The sequence below is a fragment of the Caproiciproducens sp. genome (assembly GCF_053840905.1).
The window spans coordinates 232,351-249,861 of record NZ_JBNLXQ010000001.1; the positions used below are offsets into that span (position 1 = coordinate 232,351).

24 protein-coding genes are annotated in these 17,511 nt (G+C 56.3%); all 24 read right to left on the reverse strand.

The genetic code is table 11. The features are described 5' to 3' along the window. Positions 1-51: 51 nt before the first annotated feature. Positions 52-579, reverse strand: coding sequence for a DUF6550 family protein (locus ACQGQ5_RS01155; RefSeq protein ID WP_413777964.1), 528 nt, complete (start codon positions 577-579; stop codon positions 52-54). 96 nt (positions 580-675) lie between these two features. Next, positions 676-1,224, reverse strand: a complete 549-nt coding sequence (locus ACQGQ5_RS01160) for a hypothetical protein (protein ID WP_455734787.1) — start codon at positions 1,222-1,224, stop codon at positions 676-678. Between the two features lie 13 nt (positions 1,225-1,237). Next, on the reverse strand, positions 1,238-1,633 hold the full coding sequence (locus ACQGQ5_RS01165; protein ID WP_174193237.1) for a DUF4320 family protein: 396 nt from the start codon (positions 1,631-1,633) through the stop codon (positions 1,238-1,240). Further along, a complete protein-coding gene (locus tag ACQGQ5_RS01170; RefSeq protein WP_455734788.1) occupies positions 1,627-1,992 on the reverse strand; it encodes a DUF3848 domain-containing protein in 366 nt (121 codons plus the stop codon). Before ACQGQ5_RS01170 ends, ACQGQ5_RS01165 begins: the two co-directional genes overlap by 7 nt. A 106-nt stretch (positions 1,993-2,098) precedes the next feature. Beyond that, on the reverse strand, positions 2,099-2,971 hold the full coding sequence (locus ACQGQ5_RS01175) for a secretion protein F (protein WP_455734789.1): 873 nt from the start codon (positions 2,969-2,971) through the stop codon (positions 2,099-2,101). A gap of 5 nt (positions 2,972-2,976) precedes the next feature. Then, positions 2,977-3,906 (reverse strand): type II secretion system F family protein, encoded by a 930-nt coding sequence (locus ACQGQ5_RS01180; protein WP_455734790.1) that lies wholly within the window; start codon positions 3,904-3,906, stop codon positions 2,977-2,979. Then, a complete protein-coding gene (locus tag ACQGQ5_RS01185; RefSeq protein ID WP_455734871.1) occupies positions 3,903-5,261 on the reverse strand; it encodes a type II/IV secretion system ATPase subunit in 1,359 nt (452 codons plus the stop codon). Before ACQGQ5_RS01185 ends, ACQGQ5_RS01180 begins: the two co-directional genes overlap by 4 nt. A gap of 11 nt (positions 5,262-5,272) precedes the next feature. Beyond that, complete coding sequence (locus ACQGQ5_RS01190) at positions 5,273-6,088, reverse strand: ParA family protein (RefSeq protein WP_455734791.1); 816 nt, start codon at positions 6,086-6,088, stop codon at positions 5,273-5,275. Continuing rightward, entirely contained in the window at positions 6,088-6,933 is an 846-nt protein-coding gene (gene cpaB / locus ACQGQ5_RS01195) for a Flp pilus assembly protein CpaB (RefSeq protein ID WP_444640738.1), read from the reverse strand. The genes ACQGQ5_RS01190 and cpaB overlap by 1 nt, the downstream gene beginning before the upstream one ends. A gap of 19 nt (positions 6,934-6,952) precedes the next feature. Then, positions 6,953-7,369: a prepilin peptidase gene (locus ACQGQ5_RS01200; RefSeq protein WP_444640736.1), complete on the reverse strand. Its 417-nt coding sequence runs from the start codon at positions 7,367-7,369 to the stop codon at positions 6,953-6,955. Positions 7,370-7,374: 5 nt separating this feature from the next. Continuing rightward, positions 7,375-7,605, reverse strand: a complete 231-nt coding sequence (locus ACQGQ5_RS01205) for a DUF6133 family protein (RefSeq protein ID WP_444640734.1) — start codon at positions 7,603-7,605, stop codon at positions 7,375-7,377. 51 nt (positions 7,606-7,656) lie between these two features. Continuing rightward, positions 7,657-8,043, reverse strand: a complete 387-nt coding sequence (locus ACQGQ5_RS01210) for a SpoVG family protein (protein ID WP_444640732.1) — start codon at positions 8,041-8,043, stop codon at positions 7,657-7,659. 74 nt (positions 8,044-8,117) lie between these two features. Further along, positions 8,118-10,034 (reverse strand): DUF5057 domain-containing protein, encoded by a 1,917-nt coding sequence (locus tag ACQGQ5_RS01215; protein ID WP_444640728.1) that lies wholly within the window; start codon positions 10,032-10,034, stop codon positions 8,118-8,120. Between the two features lie 76 nt (positions 10,035-10,110). After that, positions 10,111-10,701: a hypothetical protein gene (locus ACQGQ5_RS01220; RefSeq protein ID WP_444640726.1), complete on the reverse strand. Its 591-nt coding sequence runs from the start codon at positions 10,699-10,701 to the stop codon at positions 10,111-10,113. A 48-nt stretch (positions 10,702-10,749) separates the two neighbouring features. Further along, on the reverse strand, positions 10,750-11,319 hold the full coding sequence (locus tag ACQGQ5_RS01225; protein ID WP_455734792.1) for a hypothetical protein: 570 nt from the start codon (positions 11,317-11,319) through the stop codon (positions 10,750-10,752). A gap of 40 nt (positions 11,320-11,359) precedes the next feature. Then, a complete protein-coding gene (locus tag ACQGQ5_RS01230; protein ID WP_444640722.1) occupies positions 11,360-11,959 on the reverse strand; it encodes a YodL domain-containing protein in 600 nt (199 codons plus the stop codon). Between the two features lie 28 nt (positions 11,960-11,987). Then, positions 11,988-12,584, reverse strand: coding sequence for a hypothetical protein (locus tag ACQGQ5_RS01235; protein WP_444640720.1), 597 nt, complete (start codon positions 12,582-12,584; stop codon positions 11,988-11,990). Continuing rightward, positions 12,577-12,873, reverse strand: a complete 297-nt coding sequence (locus ACQGQ5_RS01240) for an AbrB family transcriptional regulator (protein WP_444645581.1) — start codon at positions 12,871-12,873, stop codon at positions 12,577-12,579. Before ACQGQ5_RS01240 ends, ACQGQ5_RS01235 begins: the two co-directional genes overlap by 8 nt. Then, positions 12,860-13,306, reverse strand: coding sequence for an AbrB/MazE/SpoVT family DNA-binding domain-containing protein (locus ACQGQ5_RS01245; protein WP_444640718.1), 447 nt, complete (start codon positions 13,304-13,306; stop codon positions 12,860-12,862). Before ACQGQ5_RS01245 ends, ACQGQ5_RS01240 begins: the two co-directional genes overlap by 14 nt. A gap of 135 nt (positions 13,307-13,441) precedes the next feature. Continuing rightward, entirely contained in the window at positions 13,442-14,386 is a 945-nt protein-coding gene (locus ACQGQ5_RS01250; RefSeq protein WP_444640716.1) for a DNA adenine methylase, read from the reverse strand. Next, complete coding sequence (locus ACQGQ5_RS01255) at positions 14,383-14,589, reverse strand: hypothetical protein (protein ID WP_086035635.1); 207 nt, start codon at positions 14,587-14,589, stop codon at positions 14,383-14,385. The genes ACQGQ5_RS01250 and ACQGQ5_RS01255 overlap by 4 nt, the downstream gene beginning before the upstream one ends. A gap of 195 nt (positions 14,590-14,784) precedes the next feature. After that, positions 14,785-16,014 (reverse strand): hypothetical protein, encoded by a 1,230-nt coding sequence (locus ACQGQ5_RS01260; protein ID WP_444640714.1) that lies wholly within the window; start codon positions 16,012-16,014, stop codon positions 14,785-14,787. Next, positions 16,001-16,732, reverse strand: coding sequence for a DUF4314 domain-containing protein (locus ACQGQ5_RS01265; RefSeq protein WP_444640712.1), 732 nt, complete (start codon positions 16,730-16,732; stop codon positions 16,001-16,003). Before ACQGQ5_RS01265 ends, ACQGQ5_RS01260 begins: the two co-directional genes overlap by 14 nt. 1 nt (position 16,733) lies before the next feature. Beyond that, positions 16,734-17,204: an LPD28 domain-containing protein gene (locus ACQGQ5_RS01270; protein WP_444645579.1), complete on the reverse strand. Its 471-nt coding sequence runs from the start codon at positions 17,202-17,204 to the stop codon at positions 16,734-16,736. Between the last annotated feature and the right edge of the window lie 307 nt (positions 17,205-17,511).

Genomic DNA, 17,511 nt, shown 5'->3' on the forward strand with positions numbered 1-17,511 from the left:
TTGTTTGCCTTGCTTCTTTTTAATGATGTAATGAATTATGAAATTTAATTGCTAATCCATTTGACCGACCTGCTTGTTAATATCACCGCCGCCATCCACCGTTGTTCCAGAACCGCCACCACCATTGTCTGTCACCCATCCAAATCCGGGGACATAGATTTTTCCGTCCTTTTTCTGAAAGTTCTGGCTTCCAGATCCTTCGCTTGGGGCAGTATCCTTCGAGCTATACGTCGGTGCCTTGGAAGGATTGGTGGTGCTGCCCTGTGCGGCAGGCTTGGAGGAAGGTGCCGCGGGTTTCGATACATCGGGCTGGATCGCCTGATCCGCCTTGCTTGAAGCTTCCTGTGCCTGGGAGGATGCCGACGAAGCGAGCGCCGCACTTTTCGTTGTATTATCGTTTGTCCCGACAGCCGGGACGATCACTTCACTGGAAGTAGAAGATGAGGATGTCGCGACATCAGCGTCGTTGGCTCCCTCGGCCTTAAGCTGATAGGAAATCCCGATTATCACAGCCACACACACCACGCCGATGCCGGCGATGGTCAATGATCTTTTGGCTTTATCCGATAATTTCTTCATGGAGTTTGACCTCCTTTTTTCTCTTTTCCGTTTGTTTCCTCTTGTTTCACACACTATCACAGAAAGGGTAAAAAGTCTATTGCTACTGCGATTTTTTTAGAAAACAGGCATATATTTTGCCCGAACTTTCAATGTGGCATGCATTGGAGAAAGCGTCTTACCGCCGAAGCTCACCGGTACTTCCAGTTGAATCGTCGCGTCGGCCGCAAAGGCCGGACTGTTTGCAGGGTTGGAGGGCGCCAGCGGTGCGTTTTGAATGGTCACCGACAAACCAGATATCTTGAATTCCTCCGCGCCGTCTGCTTCCTTTACATGGGCTCCGTTCTCATTTTTCAGGCCGAGGTTCCGATCAAGCCGGCCATAAATATCGCCGGTACTGACGCTTCCGACCCAGGAAGAGCCGCTGGGTCGATATCCACCGGAATATCCCTCACGGACTCCGTGATAAACGTTGCTGTAATTGTCGGTTACGGTAGCGACGACGGCAGACTGCACCGCATCCCGGACGCCCGACGCGATGATGCATAGACGCAGGTATTCGGAGATCCCGCACAGGATGAGCACCAGCGCGAGGGCGACCGCCACAACCAGCGGGAAGGAAAACCCGCGCCGGTCTTTCAGAATATGCTTCAGTTTTTTGCGCACGTTTTCCTTCACCTCATTTCCAGTAAATTTCGCTTTTCCCGTTGGCCTTTCCTTCCAGATTGATCGGAAAACTGCCGAATCCGCCGAACAGTCCGATATTCGCCTGTGCGGACACCGTCACTGTGAATTCCTGATCGAGCGGGATTTTACCTGTCCTTGACCAGTCGACAGACGGGTGCAGCCCGGTCTGTTCCTCCAGTTCCCGCGCCCGTGCGTCCGTTTCCGTACCGACGCGGCCTGAGATCTCCGCTTCCCGGCACAGCTCCGTGGCAAAGGAGTCCAGCTGGTTTTTCTCTATATACACGGGAAACAGTTTGACCGCGAAAGCGATGACCAGCATGGCGCAGAGCACCAGCACCGCGATGTCGATATAACCTTCCCCGCGGCGGGAGCGGAGCCGTTTCAGCACAGTTTCACCCCCTGCTGTTCCGGAGGGTGAAAATCCTCGTCAAGTTCATAATCCTGTTCCGCGTCGCCGCGGTCCGCGACCGACCAGAGAACATGCTCCATATCCTCATCGGGCGCATAGGATTCTTCCTCCATCCACTGATCCCGCACAACCTCCAGAGGGTTCCGGAATCGGAGCAGATATTCCATGTCCCTGAAATGGCTGGCCCGGAGCGCCTTGTATACCGTTTTGGTTGCGGCGATTTCCTCCGCTTTTTCGATCAGGGTCGGTGTGTCGAGATTTAACCATCCCTGCACAAAGGCATTGTAATTTTCATCGAGCTTTTCCTGAAGCTCCTGCAGCGTTTTCTGATGGTCCATCTATAAACCTCCCTTCCTCACATACATGGATATATTCAGGATCGCGGGTGCCTTGTTTTCCGCTGGATGCTGTCTGCACCCGCGTCATATTAGCGGCGGTTCGCCGCTAAAACATGGTGCCGAGGGATTTCATGATTGAGATCGCCATGACGGCGAGCCATGTGAACAGGAAACACATCAGCATCACAAAGGAATAGACGCGGATCTTCGGCGGAATTTTAAGCGCCTCGCCGCGCAGCCGCTGGAGCTCCAGCGCCTTGAAGTCGTGATCGAGCATCTGGAAATATACCGCCCCGTCGTCGCCCCGCAGCACCCCGATCAGGCCGCGCGTCACATCGGATATACGAGGCGAATTGAACCGGGCCTCAAAGCGGGTCAGCGCCGCCTCATAGGAGGAAGAGCGCATGTCGGCGGTCAGGATTCCCAGCTCATTCGCAAAGGCTTCGCCCGCGTTTTGCTTGTAATGCTCCAGCATCGCCAGCACGTCGCGGCTGGATTTGAGGGATTGCTCAATGGTCGCCACAAAGCGGGGCAGCTCGCTTTCAATCTGCTCGCGTTTCGCCTTGAGTTGCTCGTCCGCCTTTCGGATTTCTTTGAAATATACAAGGGCGGCAAGCAGCATCAGCACCGGAACCAGCAGCGGAAATAAGAACAGACAGGGGATCACAAGGACAGCGATCGCTCCGCTTTTCACAATGGCATACGCGGTGTAGACCTCCGGCGTCATGGGAATCCCCGCCGCTTTGAGGGTGTTCTCCAAACGGCTGCGTTTATATTCGTCCATGCGGATAAGCCTTGCCAGCTTGCCGGCACACATCATGAGGTAAGCCTCCACGCTTTTGGCGGCTTTTTTCCGGGGCTTCCCGGCGCTCAGCAAAGCCTTGGCCGCGGCCAGCGTCGGAAGCTTCAGCAAATCGGAAAGAAGAAAAAACAGCCCCGCCGCAAGCAGGACCGCAAAAAGAAACAGCAAGCCCGTCATCCCCGTCACCTCCTGTAGCGGATGGGCTTTGTCAGTTTAATGACAAAAGCACCGCAGATAAAGATTGCCGCGGCGCAGGCCGCAAGGACGATCTGGCCCGCGAGGCTATGCATCAGCGCCGCGTACCAGCTCCGATTGAGAAAATACATGAGCGGGATATTGCCGACAACCAGCAGTGCCATGATGACGAATTCCTTTCGCGGTTCAAACACCAGGTAGTCCAGCTCGGCGTTGACCACGCGAATGTCGGAGAGTTTGGTAACAATCGGCGTCAGCGTGCTTTTCAGGCTCCTGTCGTATTGACACGCGGCGACGGCATCGCACCATTCCTGAAACACTTCGTTTTGAATTTTGGGCTTCATCTCGCGGATTGCCGCCTCCACGTCGGGGTCGATGAGCTTAACCCGCGCGGAAAACTCCGCAAAAACATTCTTCACCGGCGGGTTCAGATAGGGCAGGTTTTCCTCCATCGAGGTCAGCAGATCCTCATTCCGCAGGTAGGCCGACGTGACAATAGAGAGCGCCGTTTCCAGTTCGGCGGCGACGTTCTTTTTGAAGTGTTCCGCCGTCGTCCGGACATAGAGAAACGGCAGGAACGCGAGCCCCACCGCCAGAACCGGCACAAGAAACACATTCTGCATTAGAATGGCAACGCACGCTCCGAAAGCGAAGAACAGGAGCGACGTCGCGCAGACCATGGAGAAGCGTTCGCTCTGTTCGGTCATCCGGAGAATTTCCTGCGCCTCGATGATTTCACGGCGCAGGAATGACGGCTTTTTTCGCCTGGTGGTTTCATTGATCTCATCCCGGATGCTCCGGGGCCGTTTCAGCAGAAAGCCGAACAGCCCGTCCGCGAATTCCAGCGGCGAGAGCTTCAGAATCATAAAAGCGCCGGCGATCAGACCGGCGCAGGCAAACAATTCTATTGCGGTCATGCGGCCTCGCCTCCAATCTGCAGGATCCGTTTGAGGATGTCCTGCGGCATGCCGTTTTCAATGAGCCGCCTCTGCAGGCTCGGAGAGATACCCTGTACCACGCTGTGGCTGCCGCTGATGATGAACCGGCCGTCTTCGATACGGTTTTCATTGATGGCGAACTGGAAGATGGGGTGGAAATTCCTCGCGCCATCCGGCAGGATTTCGCACTCCATCACTTCCATCACACGGCGCTGCCGGTTTTCGAGCTGTTTGCAGAATACAATCAGCGGGAACGCCTCCGTGACATAGCCCATGAGGGTCGCGTCGGGCGTATCGACGGCGCGCTTGCACAGGGATACCATACGGGAATAGGTTGCCTGGCAGGAGTTGGCGTGGATTGTGGTGACAACCGCGATGCCGGTGCGGGCGGCTTCCTGCGCCGCGTCCGCTTCGGGTCCGCGCATTTCACCCACCACGACATAGTCTGGGTTGAAACGCAGAGCGATGTCCAGCAGGTCGGTCTGGTCGATTCGCTGCCGGCCGTTTTCGCTGTCGCGGGTCAGCGTGTGGATGACGCTGTTGCGGATTTTCCCGTTTGCATCCCGGCGCACCAGCGAAAGTTCGCGGCTCCCGGATTCAATGGTGAAAATGCGCTTGTTGTCCGGTATAGTGGTCAGGAGCCATCCTGCCAGCGTGGTCTTGCCGGATCCGGTCGGCCCCGCGACGCAGATGGAAACGCCGTAACGCAGGCACTCGGAGAGAAAATCCAGCATGTCCTCCGTCGCCGTGCCGAGACGGATAAAATCATCACGCCCCATGTTCTGCGGGTTGACGATCCGGATGGACGCGGCCACCGCCACATCCTCATCCACCAGAGGATCCTTGAGCGTTGCGATGCGGATGTTTTTGCTCAAATGCCCCAGCACGGCCGGGCTGGCATTGTCGAGCACCATGCCCGATATGTGGAGCATGCGGCGGATGACGCTGACGGCGTGCGCCGGGGAATCGAAGCGTTCATCGAGTTTTTTTATGCTGCCGTCGCTGTACTGCACCTCCACGTCGTCCCAGGCGTTGACGTCGATTTCTTCAACGCCGGAGCCGAAAATGTAATGGGTCAGGAAACCGAACTCCGCCATTTCAGTGTGCAGCGCCTCTACGAGCCGGGGCTGATCCATGCCGGCGACGGCGATCCGGTTTTCCCGCACATACTGCGCGATGTACCGCTTGAGCTGCGCCTTGGATTCAAGGCCCGCCCCCGCCGAAAGCAGAGAGGCGTAGTGGGTGGAGATATACCCCTGAACTTCCCGCAGAACCTCTCCGAAGTCTCTGGATTCGTCCGCGGGTGTAAAAAACAGGTTCTGGCTGTCTGTCATATGAATGGGCTTCAAACGTCGAACACCTCCTTGCTGATTTTCTGAATTTCCCTGCGAAAGCCCCGGCTCTCCTTGAGCGACAACTCCCGGAACAGATCTCCGGCGAGCATCTGGCTTTCCAGCTCGTCGGAATGTGGAATTTTGAACGCAACGTTTCCGAGAACCTGTTCCATGTTTTCGCTGGCCTGATTGGGCTTAATGTTGCTTGCCGCCTTATACTGCTTCTCCGCATCCCATTTGTTATCTTTGAGGAGCGGAAGCTGGGAGGACAGGTAGCTGACGGATTTCAGATCGCAGCCAACCAGCCGCAGAACGGCGTCGGACTCCATGAGCGCCACCGCTGACAGGATGTCATGGGCGATGGCGCTGCCGCAGTCGATGATTACATAGGGCGCGACCTCCCGCAGACCGGCGATCAGTTCCGCCGCAAGCTCGGAGGTATATGGCGGGTAGGTAAAGACGTTTTCTCCTTTGCGCATCCCGAGAATACTCAAGTGGCTGATGCGCTTATGGGTGATGCAGTTGTGCCGGATCAGGCTTGCGGTGATATGCGAAGCGGCAAGGACACTCCCAAGGGAGCACTCGCACTCAAGGTCCGCGGGCGGGCAGATACAGGGCAGCATGGGAACCGTGCTGTCACAGAGCAGAAGCAGCACGTTGCGGCGCTGATTCGTCAGGTATTGGGCCAGCTTGACGCTGACCGTGGTTTTTCCGGAGGAGGGGCTTCCCCATACGGCCAGAATTTGTGCGGAAGGCTCCGGCTCGGGATCCGCCTTGGACGCGCCGGAGCTCCGGGAGAAAAGGCTTCCGGTCTGAAAATGGAACATTACTGTCCCCCCTCGCCGGAGAAAGCGGCGGTCTGGGAAGAGCTGCTTTCCTGAACCGGGCCGGAGGAATCCGTCAGCGCCGTACTGGAGGCGTCCGGGTACAGCTCTTTCAGGGCCTTGTCCTGTGCGCCCAGGAATTTCTGAGCGTTGTCCTTGCTGCCCCGGTAGACAAGGGCAAGGTGCAGCTTCCCGTCCGCGTCCAGCCCCGCGAGGATGGCGCTCTGCTCCGGCGTCGCCAGCAGGGTGACGGTGCTTGGCAGATTCTTCGCATCATCCGTCGTTGTGCCGCCCGACGATGCGTTCTGGCCGATGTTTGCATTGGCATCCGCGCCCTCACTGGTGGTCACGCCGATGACTTCCACATACTGCAGTTCCTTCGGAGTGACAGTGCTGCCCTGGTTCTGGTAGTCTGGGGCGAGGACAGACACAATATCTCCCGGCAGCAGTTTGCCTGAAACCCCTTCCGCAAGGGTTTTAAGCGTCACGGAAATAGCCTGCCTGCTCCCGTTCAGGGCCGACAGATAGGCGTTTGACACGGTAGGAGTTCCGGTGACTTTCGTGCTGAGGATATAGTCGCCGGGAACGAGCTCCGCGGCAGCGTATTTTCCGACAACACTGTCCGGGCTTTTCAGTACATTTGAAGGCAGGTTGTAACCGCCGACTTCCAACGTCTGCACCATGTCTTTGGTAATCTGCTGCCCGGCCTGGATGTCCTTCGTGACGCGCACAATGCTTGTCTTATGCGAAACCCCGGCGTTAAAAAGGGGCGTGACCGCAAAGCAAATGAGGAGTGAAAACAAAATGCAGAGCGCCCCGAGAACGGTGCGGTTTTTGAAAAAGCTCACGAGATAATCCCTCCAATATTCATAGAAAATAGGCCGCGATAAAGCCGAATGAGATAAAAGGCGCAAGGGGGTACGGCTGGTTCAGCACCTTTCCATGCGGCCTGTACTTCCGATAGATCCGACAGCCGACGTAAAAAAAGAGCATGGAGCTGTAGGCGATGATCTGTGCCCACAGCCCATGCTCAAATCCAACGACGGACCCGGCCGCGATTGTCAGCCATACGTCTCCGAAACCCAGCCTGTCCTTACAGATCAGGGCGAGGATAAAAATTGGGGCGCCCGCGAGGGCGCCGAGCAGCCTGATCGGGTTAAAGACGAGGAGTCCGGCCAGGAATATGCCGGGAATGTCGCCCCTCGGGATCTCCCTGTTTTTGAGATCGCCGGCAGCAGCCGCCGACAGCAGAAGAAAAAAAGCGGCGGTTCGTATCCAGGCCATGGCCTTTACCCGGCATAATTGAACATATCTTTGATCCGCTGGGTCACGGTCGGCAGGATCGTATTGCCGAACAGGGCATACAGGCCGGCGAGGAGCAGCGCACCGATGACGACGGCAATCAGGATTTTGATGGCGCTGTCAACGAATCCTTCCGCCTTCCGGGAAGATATTCTGGCATAAAACCGGAGCAGCTTGCTCGCGAACCCCTTTTTCGCGCTGGATATTTTCTTTTTCATGACATACCTCCGTTATTCTGTTTATACTTTGGGGCGAAAAGATGGCGGGCGTCACACGCCCGCCATCTGCATTCCGGCTTCCTGCTTCGGAGCCTCGGGAGGATGCTGCCTGAGGGCTTCCTTCTGCCCCTGGATCAGCGCCTGGTGATAGGCGTCCAGCACCGCGCCGTTGAGCTGCTCCCGGAATTTCTTGGTGACCGGGAAGCAGATGTCCCGATACTCGCCGTTCCCGGCCCGGTAGCTCGGCATGCTCACGAACAGTCCCTTGCTGCTTTCGAGCACCTTGACATTACGGATAGCAAAGCAGCCGTTCAGGTTGACTGAAGCGTAGGCTTTGATATTGCCCTCCGGCCGGATGGAGCCGATTTTCACATCCACCTGCATGGGCTGCGCCGGACTTTCGGGGGCGGCGGCCGGTACATTCTGCAGTTCACTCATGACTTGTTCCTCCTGTGTTTTCAAATTTGGGTATAAAAAGACAGCCTTCCGCTGTCAGTGGAAGAAATCTGTTTTCAATCTGTAAGATCGAAAAACAGCGAAAGGCTGTGAACCGAAGTGTAGGCTTTATCCCAGGCAAGACCGTATTTTGCCGTGAGTGCCAGTGTTCCCGCGGCACCGTTGGGGTTCAGGATGCCGAGAGGAATCCTGCCTGTGACAGCAGATGCATAAAGCGGGGTTGTCCGGTCGATTTCCGACCATGTGTTGCTTCCGGTTGATGTTTCCCTGATCCCCAGCCCGAGGGCGATGTCCGATCTGGTCTGCGCGGAGGTCAGTTTGCTCCAGTCCGCATACTTGGACGGCAACACGTCGTTCAGCGTGAGCGAACCACCTGCGGATGCAAACAGGCTCTGGACAGAAACCCGGATGGGGATCGTGGAGTTGTTGACGATTTGGACATCCGGCGCCGTAAAAGGAGCCGCGCTGTTGGGGTTGATCGCATAGCCGACGCTGACCGGATGTGTGACGGAAACGAGCTCATCCACATGATAGGTCGTGACTGCTGAAACATTTCCTACGTTGTCTACAGCGGCAATGTGAACATAAAAACCGCTGCCGGATGGCCGCGCAAAGGTGTAGCTTCCCGAGGTGGTGGTGATGGAGCCGTCCGGAACCCCGGATGGGTTATTGTCGATGGAAATGGAGTAACCCTTCATCCCGCTTTCGATACTGGTGCTGATGGTGGGCGAATCGTATTTCACGCCGTCGTTTTGACCGGTGCTTTCCACATAATATTGGTAACCGGTCGGATTATCCTGCGAGGAGTAGTTGACTGTATACTGTGTCCGGCCGGAATTGTGGGTGATGCCCGATATAGCCGGCGCATCAGGTGCATCCAAATCCTGTCCCTTATGGTCATTCCAGCTGGTTGCAGAAGTGATTTGACTGAGATAGAAGAGTGAATTAGCAAGGACTTTTTGCTCATCCGGCGTTGCCGCCCCGTTGGAGTGGCCGGTTTGAATCATTGCCACGTTGTTCCATGTCGTCAGATAAAAATTATTGGTACCGGATTTTCCGTTATAGGTGTTCATCTCGGAGGCGGTGCTCCATAAATTTTGAGGGTATGTCATCCAGATGTCACCCATGGCGAATTGACCATAAGTATGGGACATGGGCGTGTTCAGGATTGAGCCGATATCTCCGATTGCCCAAGGGTAGCTGGTCAGAAGCCCCTTTTTTCTGATCGTAACCTGATTGTAGCCATAGGCCGGAAATTGGCTGAGTCCCCCCAGTGCATACAAGTTTGCGTACTTTTCCGCGAGTCTGCTGAAATAGGTGTGCATGAATTCCGGAGCGCAAGACGCGGTATCGTGCCCAATGAGAAGTCCACGACCAGTATTCACGAACGCTTCAACATACGGTTCGGATGCCGACGTCAGATCCTCGTTGGAATTTCCGTCCCACGAACCGAAAAACACGGTGTCGTACTTATATGAACCGTCTGCCGCTTTTAAATAGGCGTTCGGGTTAGCATTGAAGCTGGACAGAGGAACGGTATCCACTGAGATAAGACCTTTGCCATACCCATTTAGGCTGTCAGGATTTGTGGCTTCCATCCACATTTTCAGAGACGCGCTTTTGGGGAAAGTATAACTTTTTCCGTCTAATGTGCTTGTGAAGGATACCGTTCCCGAAACGGCCCAAGATCCGGAAAAATTATCCGGGTAGATGTTCAGCACTTTCACGCTGGCCTTTGATGGAATACTTTGGAACGTCGAATCATGGGATGATTTGCTGTACAGCATGTAGCTATACGGCTGGCTTTTGTCGCTGTTTGTCCAGCTCAAAGCAACATAATTTTCTGCGGGATTCGGCGTTGCAGAAAGTGTCAGGGTGGTTGCCGCGGAGGCCGTGATGCCGGGCAAAATGGACGTGAACAGGAGAAAGCAGGCAAGGAGCGGGACGCAACACAGGCGCTTGAAGCAACGCATGAAGAGTTTGACCTCCTTTCCGGGGGACAGACAGCGGCCGGAAACTGTGTGCCTCCGGCCGCCTGTCCGTTATCGGTTATGTGAGCTGGAACAGGAACACGAGACTGTGGTTTGCGGTGTAGGCCGCGTCAAAGGCAAGGCCGTAATCCGCCGTAAGCGTCAGGGTCCCGGTTGTCGCGGGATTCAACGATCCGACCAGCAGCGGCGACGGGGTGGTCGCCCAATGGGTGGCGGTGCTGTAGCCGGAGCTCCAGCCAGTGGAGTCCTTCGCCTTTACGCCGAGCGCGATGTATTTCTTGGAATCCGCGTTATTCAGCGTACTCCATGACTTGGACGCGGGGTCGACGTCGGTAAAGGTCAGCGAGCCGCCGGATGCCGCGGCGAGGGACTGGACGGTGACATTGACCGCCGTCTTGGTGTTGTTGGTGATGCCGATGTCCGGTGAAGTGAACGTGCCGGCGTCGGGGCTGATGGCGTAGGCGACGTTGATGGGGTGCGTCACGCTGATCGTCAGCGGCGAAATGGATCCGTTGATGGTTACAGAGCCGGTGACGTTGCCGGTTCCCGAGTCGGTTGTGGTGGTCGCGGCAAACGCCGGAACCGCCGCGAGGGAAAGCATGGCGAGGGTGACGATGCCCGCAAGCAGTTTTTTGATACCCTTTTTCATTATGGGAAATCCTCCTTATAAATCTGATTGTAAGCCGGAAATCCGGCTTTACGAAACAGTGAGCTTGAGGCGGTAATCCGCCTGACCAAGCAGTGACTTGGTATCCGTGCTGTAATATTTGATATTTGCGATGACGTCGTAAGTACCAGGGGCTACCTTCTGGGAGAGGGTGATCTGCTCAATATGCTGGCCCGGATAGATCGGCACCGATTCCGCGACGGTCTGTCCGTTCAGTATGACAGCGCACTGCTCAATCACCTTGTTGGATGCCGGGTTTTCCACCGTCCATGTACCAACCGTGCCCTTTGCGCCACTTGAAAAAGCGATCTGTTCGCTCACTTTGTCGGTGACTACGACCTCCTTTTCCCGCAGCTCGGACAGGATCTCCTGCCGGGATTTGGGGACGTACCCGCCCGGTAAGGCGTTGCCGTTATTATCGAGTGAAGAAGAAGGGGCCGATTGGCTGGATGGGGACGGGCCGCCACCATTCGGTGTCCCGGCATGGCAAAAAGAAAAAGTGATGCCGATGATCGCAAGCAGAAGGATGAGCAGGATAATCAGCAGCACCCTTTTGCGCTTTTTACTTTTTTCCTTTCCGTTGTTGTTTTCCTGATTCATTCCACACCTCCGTATTTTGTTTGAAATTTTATAGCACCCTTCAGGGACTCAGGGCGGGCCCCTGGCGCATCTCCTGTCCGGGTGGGTCAAATCTGATCTCTTTAAAGCCGAAATGGTCGACATAGTGGAAAGAGCTGCCGGCTTCGTCGTACAGCTCCACCACGTCCGACATAGAGAGGCTGTGCCCCTCGTAACCGGGCGGATGATCGATGTTGAATTTGGTGTAGAGTTCCTCCAGATCGTTGGTTTCCACCTGCCCGTCGTAGGCAATCTGGTAATTGCCGGGATCCGGCTCGCCGAAGTTCTTCAGCAGCTCGTCGTAGCCGACGAATTTCATGCGGACATCCACGTCCGGCTTCAACTGCCATATCCGGCAGCTTTTCAGCGGCGGGCGGTCGGGGAAACCATGGGCCCGCCCGGCTGCGGGGACCTCCGCGCCTGCCGCTGTGGTTTCTCTCGCGGCAGTGAGCCGGTCGTATACACCGTTGGTCCATAGAGTCTCGAGTTTCTCCTTTGTAAGAAAGTCCGAGAGCTCATCGCTTTGGAAGATGGGGTCGACCACGGCCCTGCCGTTTTCCACATAGCCCGCTTCATTGCCGTAATACAGGACGCGGCCGTTTCGGATTTCAATATTCTTCATTGCCGGATCGCCTCACTTTCTCGGAAATTCACGGTTTCATTTCCATCCCGCCGGATACGGGCGCGTCCGACAGCGTTTGTTCTTCATTCAAGCGCTCGATGTCCTCCTGTGTAGGGAAAATGACCTTACCCGCGGTCATTTCGAATACACAGCTGTCTTCGCTGTCGCAGATCATGACGCGGTGCTGGTATCCGCGCTGCGTGTCGATGTACTCCCGCACCTCCATCTCATCGGAAAGAGGAACACCCGCGGCATAGCGCCCGTCCGGCAGGAAGCAGTAACCGAAAAATTGCGGCGCCTTGGGGACCTCCGAATCCAGGGGCCGGATCTGTGACAGCTGAAGCCGCGCGCGGTCGGGAAGCAGCTCGGGTTTCAGCAAACCGAGAATCTCGCTGCGTCTCCGGCGAACACATTCTCCGCCGACGAGGGAAACGGCGCGCACGGAAGAACCGTCGGCCTCGTCCGGGACGCTGCCCCATCCGCCTTCGCAGAAGAGAAGCTGACGGATACCATGCTGATCTTTTGGCACTGCTTCCGGTTTAAGAACGACCACATAACCGGCGATGAACATACCGGTTCCGGTTTGGACGCAGTCTTCCTCGCCATAGACCGGTTTCTCATCCATGGCGGCCTTCCTTTCTCTGCTCGATGAGCTCCAGCAGCCGGGCGGCGATGGCGATCTGGCTTTCCTCCGGCATCTCGCGGATGGCGGCGTGCACGAATGCCTCCACCGCCTCCGGAGATTTGTCCCCAACCTCGACGATGTTGACCTTTTTGACCGACACCCGGCCGTTCTGAACATCCAGACGGACAATGTCGCCGTAGTCCATACCCGCGGCTGAGCGCGCTTCCCGCGGGATCAGCACGCGCCCCTTGGCGTCGAGAATCTTGTAAATCGGCTTATTCACGGAAATAACCTCCTTTCCGCATCACATTCCGAACCGTGCCGGGGTTGAATCCGAGATCGCCGCACAGCCTGCGCAGATCGTCCGGCAGACTGACGAGAGGGTCGAGACGGCCGGGCGCTTCGTCCGAGGCCGTAATGACGATCTTCCGCTCGCCGCAGATGGCGTCAAGTCCGTCGCCGGCGCGGAGCCCCGCCTGCGCCAGCATCTCCCCGGGAAGCACAACTTCCTCCAAAGCCTCGTTGTCAGCCGGATCCTGTTCATCCTCCACGCCGTGGCGGGAAACAAACTCCCGCCACAGAGCCTGCAGAGTGTGTGAATCGTCGCAGATCAGGGCACGGATTTCATCGCCGGGGGAAAGCTCCAGCTGAATGGAGACTTCCTTGGGAATTCTGAGGCGCCCTTTCCGGTCGACGGCGGCGCTGGTTTCAAGTAATCTCATTGCATTTTCCTCCTTGATTTGGGCCGTTTGGTCATAAAACTTCATGCGCGGATTATCGCGCGCCACGATGGATGCAAAAGAGGCGGGAGCGCATGAAGTTTTCGCGCATGTGGCGCGGTTGAATTTATTTTATTGCTATGCTTTTGCATAGCAAAAAAGGCCGGCGTCGGACGAACCGAAGAGGTTCATTTGCACCGGCAGTTCGCGCAGTCTTTCACTGGTGTCATAGTTGGCGATAAGGACTTCGGCGTATTCGCAGCCGCCGTCATACCGCTGGGCAAGGTTGCTCAGGCGGCTGACCGTCTCGATCTGAAAGTCATGGTAGAGCTCACGGATGAATGCGCAGTCGTTATAGCTCACCAGCCATTTCCCCTTGCAGGAAGCGAGCGTGTCCCGCAGACGGTAATGGTCCTCGAGGCCAAACGCCACGGCGTAATGACCTTCCGTCTGGTAATACGGCGGGTCGCAATAATAGAAGGCGTCATCCCGCTCGTACTGCCGGATGAGGGCCTCAAAGTCTTTGTTCTCTATAACCGTGTCGCGGAGCCTCCGGCTGCCTTCCCACAACAAATGGAAGGTCTTGCGGATATCGAAGGGCTGGCAGCCGTAGCTGGTGCAGCCGCTGCCGTAGCTCAGGCGGACGAGTTTGTAAAAGGCCGCGGCCCGCTTGACGTCATTCATCGTTGCGTTTTCGAGCAGGATCGGCTTGATTTCCTCATACTCCGGAGGAGCCAGATAACGCTCGGCGATCTCCAGTTCCTCTTTCAGGTAAGGGCTGGTGAATTCCTCTTTTTCGAGGTACCTTTTGAGGACGCCGAATTCGTCCCGCCCGTTAAGGGGCAGAAAGTTCAGTTCCTTCAGAAGCGCGAACGGGCGGTCGCGGACGCAGCGAAAAAGGTTGACAAGATTGGCATTGAAGTCGTTATACACCTCCATAGCGGAGTCGGGCCTTCGTCCGAACAACACCCAGCCGCCTCCGCCGAACACCTCGACATATCGTCCTATCTGAATCGGCATCCGCTGGTAGATCTGGTCGCGCAGAGCTTTCTTCCCGCCGATCCAGCTGATGATGCTGTTCACTTGCGCCGCCTTCTTCCATCGCGGCGGTTCATTTCTTCCTCATCCGTGCGTATGCAGGTCCCGTCCGTGTTCCAGCAGATGAAGCCGATTCCGGGGTACGGGCAGCCTTTGCAGCGGGACAGCTCTTTGGGAAGCGGGAGGGTTACCGGCTTCGGAGGGCCCGCCGATCCTGTTCCGGGATTTTCTTTTGTTTTCTGATCCATGGTTCATCTCCTTATAACGGAAACGGCGCTGCCTTTTTGCAAAGGCGGCGCCGTTTGTTAACCGTATTCGATTGTCCTGCCAACACTTTTCCTCCTGAAACAAAAAAGTGCCTTTTGATCTTCGTTAAAATCAAAAGGCGGCGCAAAGTTTATTCTGTTTACGGTTGCACATCTCTGGATAAAAGTATGATTCATTCACCTCATTTCCATCTGCGGCTCAGGCCGATTCAGGCACTGCTCCACCGTCCGGCCGCCCCGTGAGACGAGGGCGCCGTATTCGGTGGAGGAAGCCTTGTCGCGCTCCATGAGCCTTTCACCGTAAGAGCAGAGGGCCGCGTCACTGGCAAACAGTTCCTCTTTCAGCGGGATTGTACATTTCGCAAGCTCCGCTTTCGCGTAATCCGCAGGGGTCGCGGTTTCCCGCAGAAGCCTGAATTCATCGGTCTGATACGCGAGATCGAGAGCCTCATCCAGAGAGATGTCCTCGGGCGCCACCGCCAGCATCGCTTTGTAAGCGGGGATACCGCCCTCACGGTCAAGATGCCGTAGCTGTCCTGCCAGCTCATTGACCAGACCGTAGCAATCGCCATTTGTTGCTTCCAGCTCATCTGTGATTTTCTCCGTCAATTGCGGAATGGCGCAGTCCACGGCGACAAACGAGCAGTCCTCCGGCGATACCGCGTCCACCTCCTTCACCGCTTGAAAAAGCTCCTGATCGCCGGCGGGCAGCTTCAGGAGCGCGGAGAGACCGTTGTCAGATTCGGGATCGTTGAAATACCCTTTGGTCACGCGCAGGAGCACCGTGTAGTCCGGCTTCTCGGCGGGGACGGCCTCTCCGCTCTGATACAGCCGCGCGATCATACCGTTCTGCACCACATAGCCGTGCGGGGTAAAGACGCCGCCTTCGCCCTCGCGAATCTCTTTTCCGATCTTGCCGAAGTCCAGCCATGCGTAGATATTGTCCGGCAGGCTGTCCAGTTGCAGCACGAAGCCGTTTTCCGCATAAAATTTGCCGAGGGATTCGTCGTTGTGTGCTTCGTAGGCGATCTGACAGTGCTCCATACTGACGGTCATGTTGATCAGCCGCTCCACAGGGATCAAAGCATAGCTGTTCTGGATAGCATCCATCATCACCATCCCTTCGAAGCAGTCCAGCTCCCAATCGCTGAGTGAGGCCAGCCGCTGGGAGAGATGGTTCATTTCATACAGGTTGGAGCTGGGGCTGAGAAATTGGGGCAGGTAGTCCAGCTCGCAGCGCAGGATTTCCGTGGAGTAGATAACCCGTTCGTCGGTCACGCGCGCCCTGTCCAGTGCATCCAGCAGCTCATAGGGGGTGGCGGGCAACGCAATTGTCGACGAAGTATTCGAGCCGAACGTATCGGGACGGCTGATCTCCAGCTCCATGATTCTTTTATTGTTGATCAAGCCGCATGCCTCCCATCTGCTGGCTTTGCTCCAGCTCATCCTGCGTCATGATGTTCCAGCCTTTCTCGCTGCTCCACAGGCTGACGTAAATCTCACCGTCCGGGGTCTTGATCGGCCGCTGCTCGAAGCCTTCCCCAAACCCATCGGACGCCTGGCCGGAGACGTTCGCCTTGAGCCGTTCCAGTTCCTCAGCTGTCAGTTCGCTCTTGATGCGGCACTCAGCGACTCCCATCAATTGGCCCTGGACACGTTCCACCGTGAAAACATAAGACCGCACCTTGTCGTTTACAGCGTCGTCCGCGCCATAGTATTTCATGAGGCCACGCTCCGCTTCCTCCGGCGCGCGCTCCTTCAGAATGGCGGCGAGGATATGATCCTCATAGGGAAGGACCGTCCGGCTGTCAAGCTTGACGGGATCGTTGTCCATGTCGCCGTATTCGTCGCGCTCATAGGTGGTGACGGTGAGCGGCATGTAGAGCTTGAGAGTCTGGAACGGCCGCGGAATGATGGAAAAGTGATCCTCACTGGGGATGAGCGCGAGGGTGCGGCCGTTGTCCCAATTTATCTGGAACTGGCCCGCGTCGTCGATGTACTCGAGCGTCCCCTCGGTGCCGGGCGGCACGGGGGAATAGGGATCGTTCATCTGTGCGAGCCGGATACGTGTGCCCGGCGGGTACTGCTCGCGTAAAAACTCCAGCCATTTCGGATGCTGTCTCATCTCATAAGCCTCCCATCGTGATGCCCTGTTCGGGCGTCTGATCCCCGATTCCATCTTCAAGGCCGCAATCCTGCGCGGGTGTTTCCTGTTTCATGTTCATCCTCTGTACCCGCAGATCGAAAGCCGCAAGGTACGCCTGATAATCTCCGGGACCGGGATTGCACCGCAGGCAGTAGCGGTAACGCTCCGTTTCCACGATGTAGCCATAGTTCTGCCGCCCGCCGCGCAATCGGCGAAAGCCCTCCCTGGGAATGGTGATTGGCTCGGCTGTCAGCACCGTACCGGCGTGATTGACGGCCACCCGATTTTCCACCGTCGTCGGTTTTCCGGGGTCGCGGTCCGAGCCGCGCAGGTCGTAGCAGTGGAAGCCTTCCGGCACGGTGCCGCGGTCAATGCGGGAATTCGTGAAAAGCGCGGGCCGGCCGAACAGCTCCACATGCTCATATTCTTCTTCTCTGGCGTTTACGCTCACCAATATTCATCTCCTTCTTTTGATTTGTCAAGCACATAAGATACCACGAAGAGAACGGAATAGCTACTCCATTTTTATAACGCCCGCGATTATTAGGATTTTCGCGTTTGGATATAAAAAAAAGAGCTATGTCCTCCAATTGGAAAACATAGCTCTTTCCTCGCTTTTGGTAATGGGATTGCTCTATGAAAATGAGGATATCAGGGATTACCCATCATGCGATGACTGATCTCCGCATTCCCCTGATATTTATCAAGTGTCCGGTCGCCGTAGATAAAACGCAAGCCACAAGGTTTTGGCCTTGTGG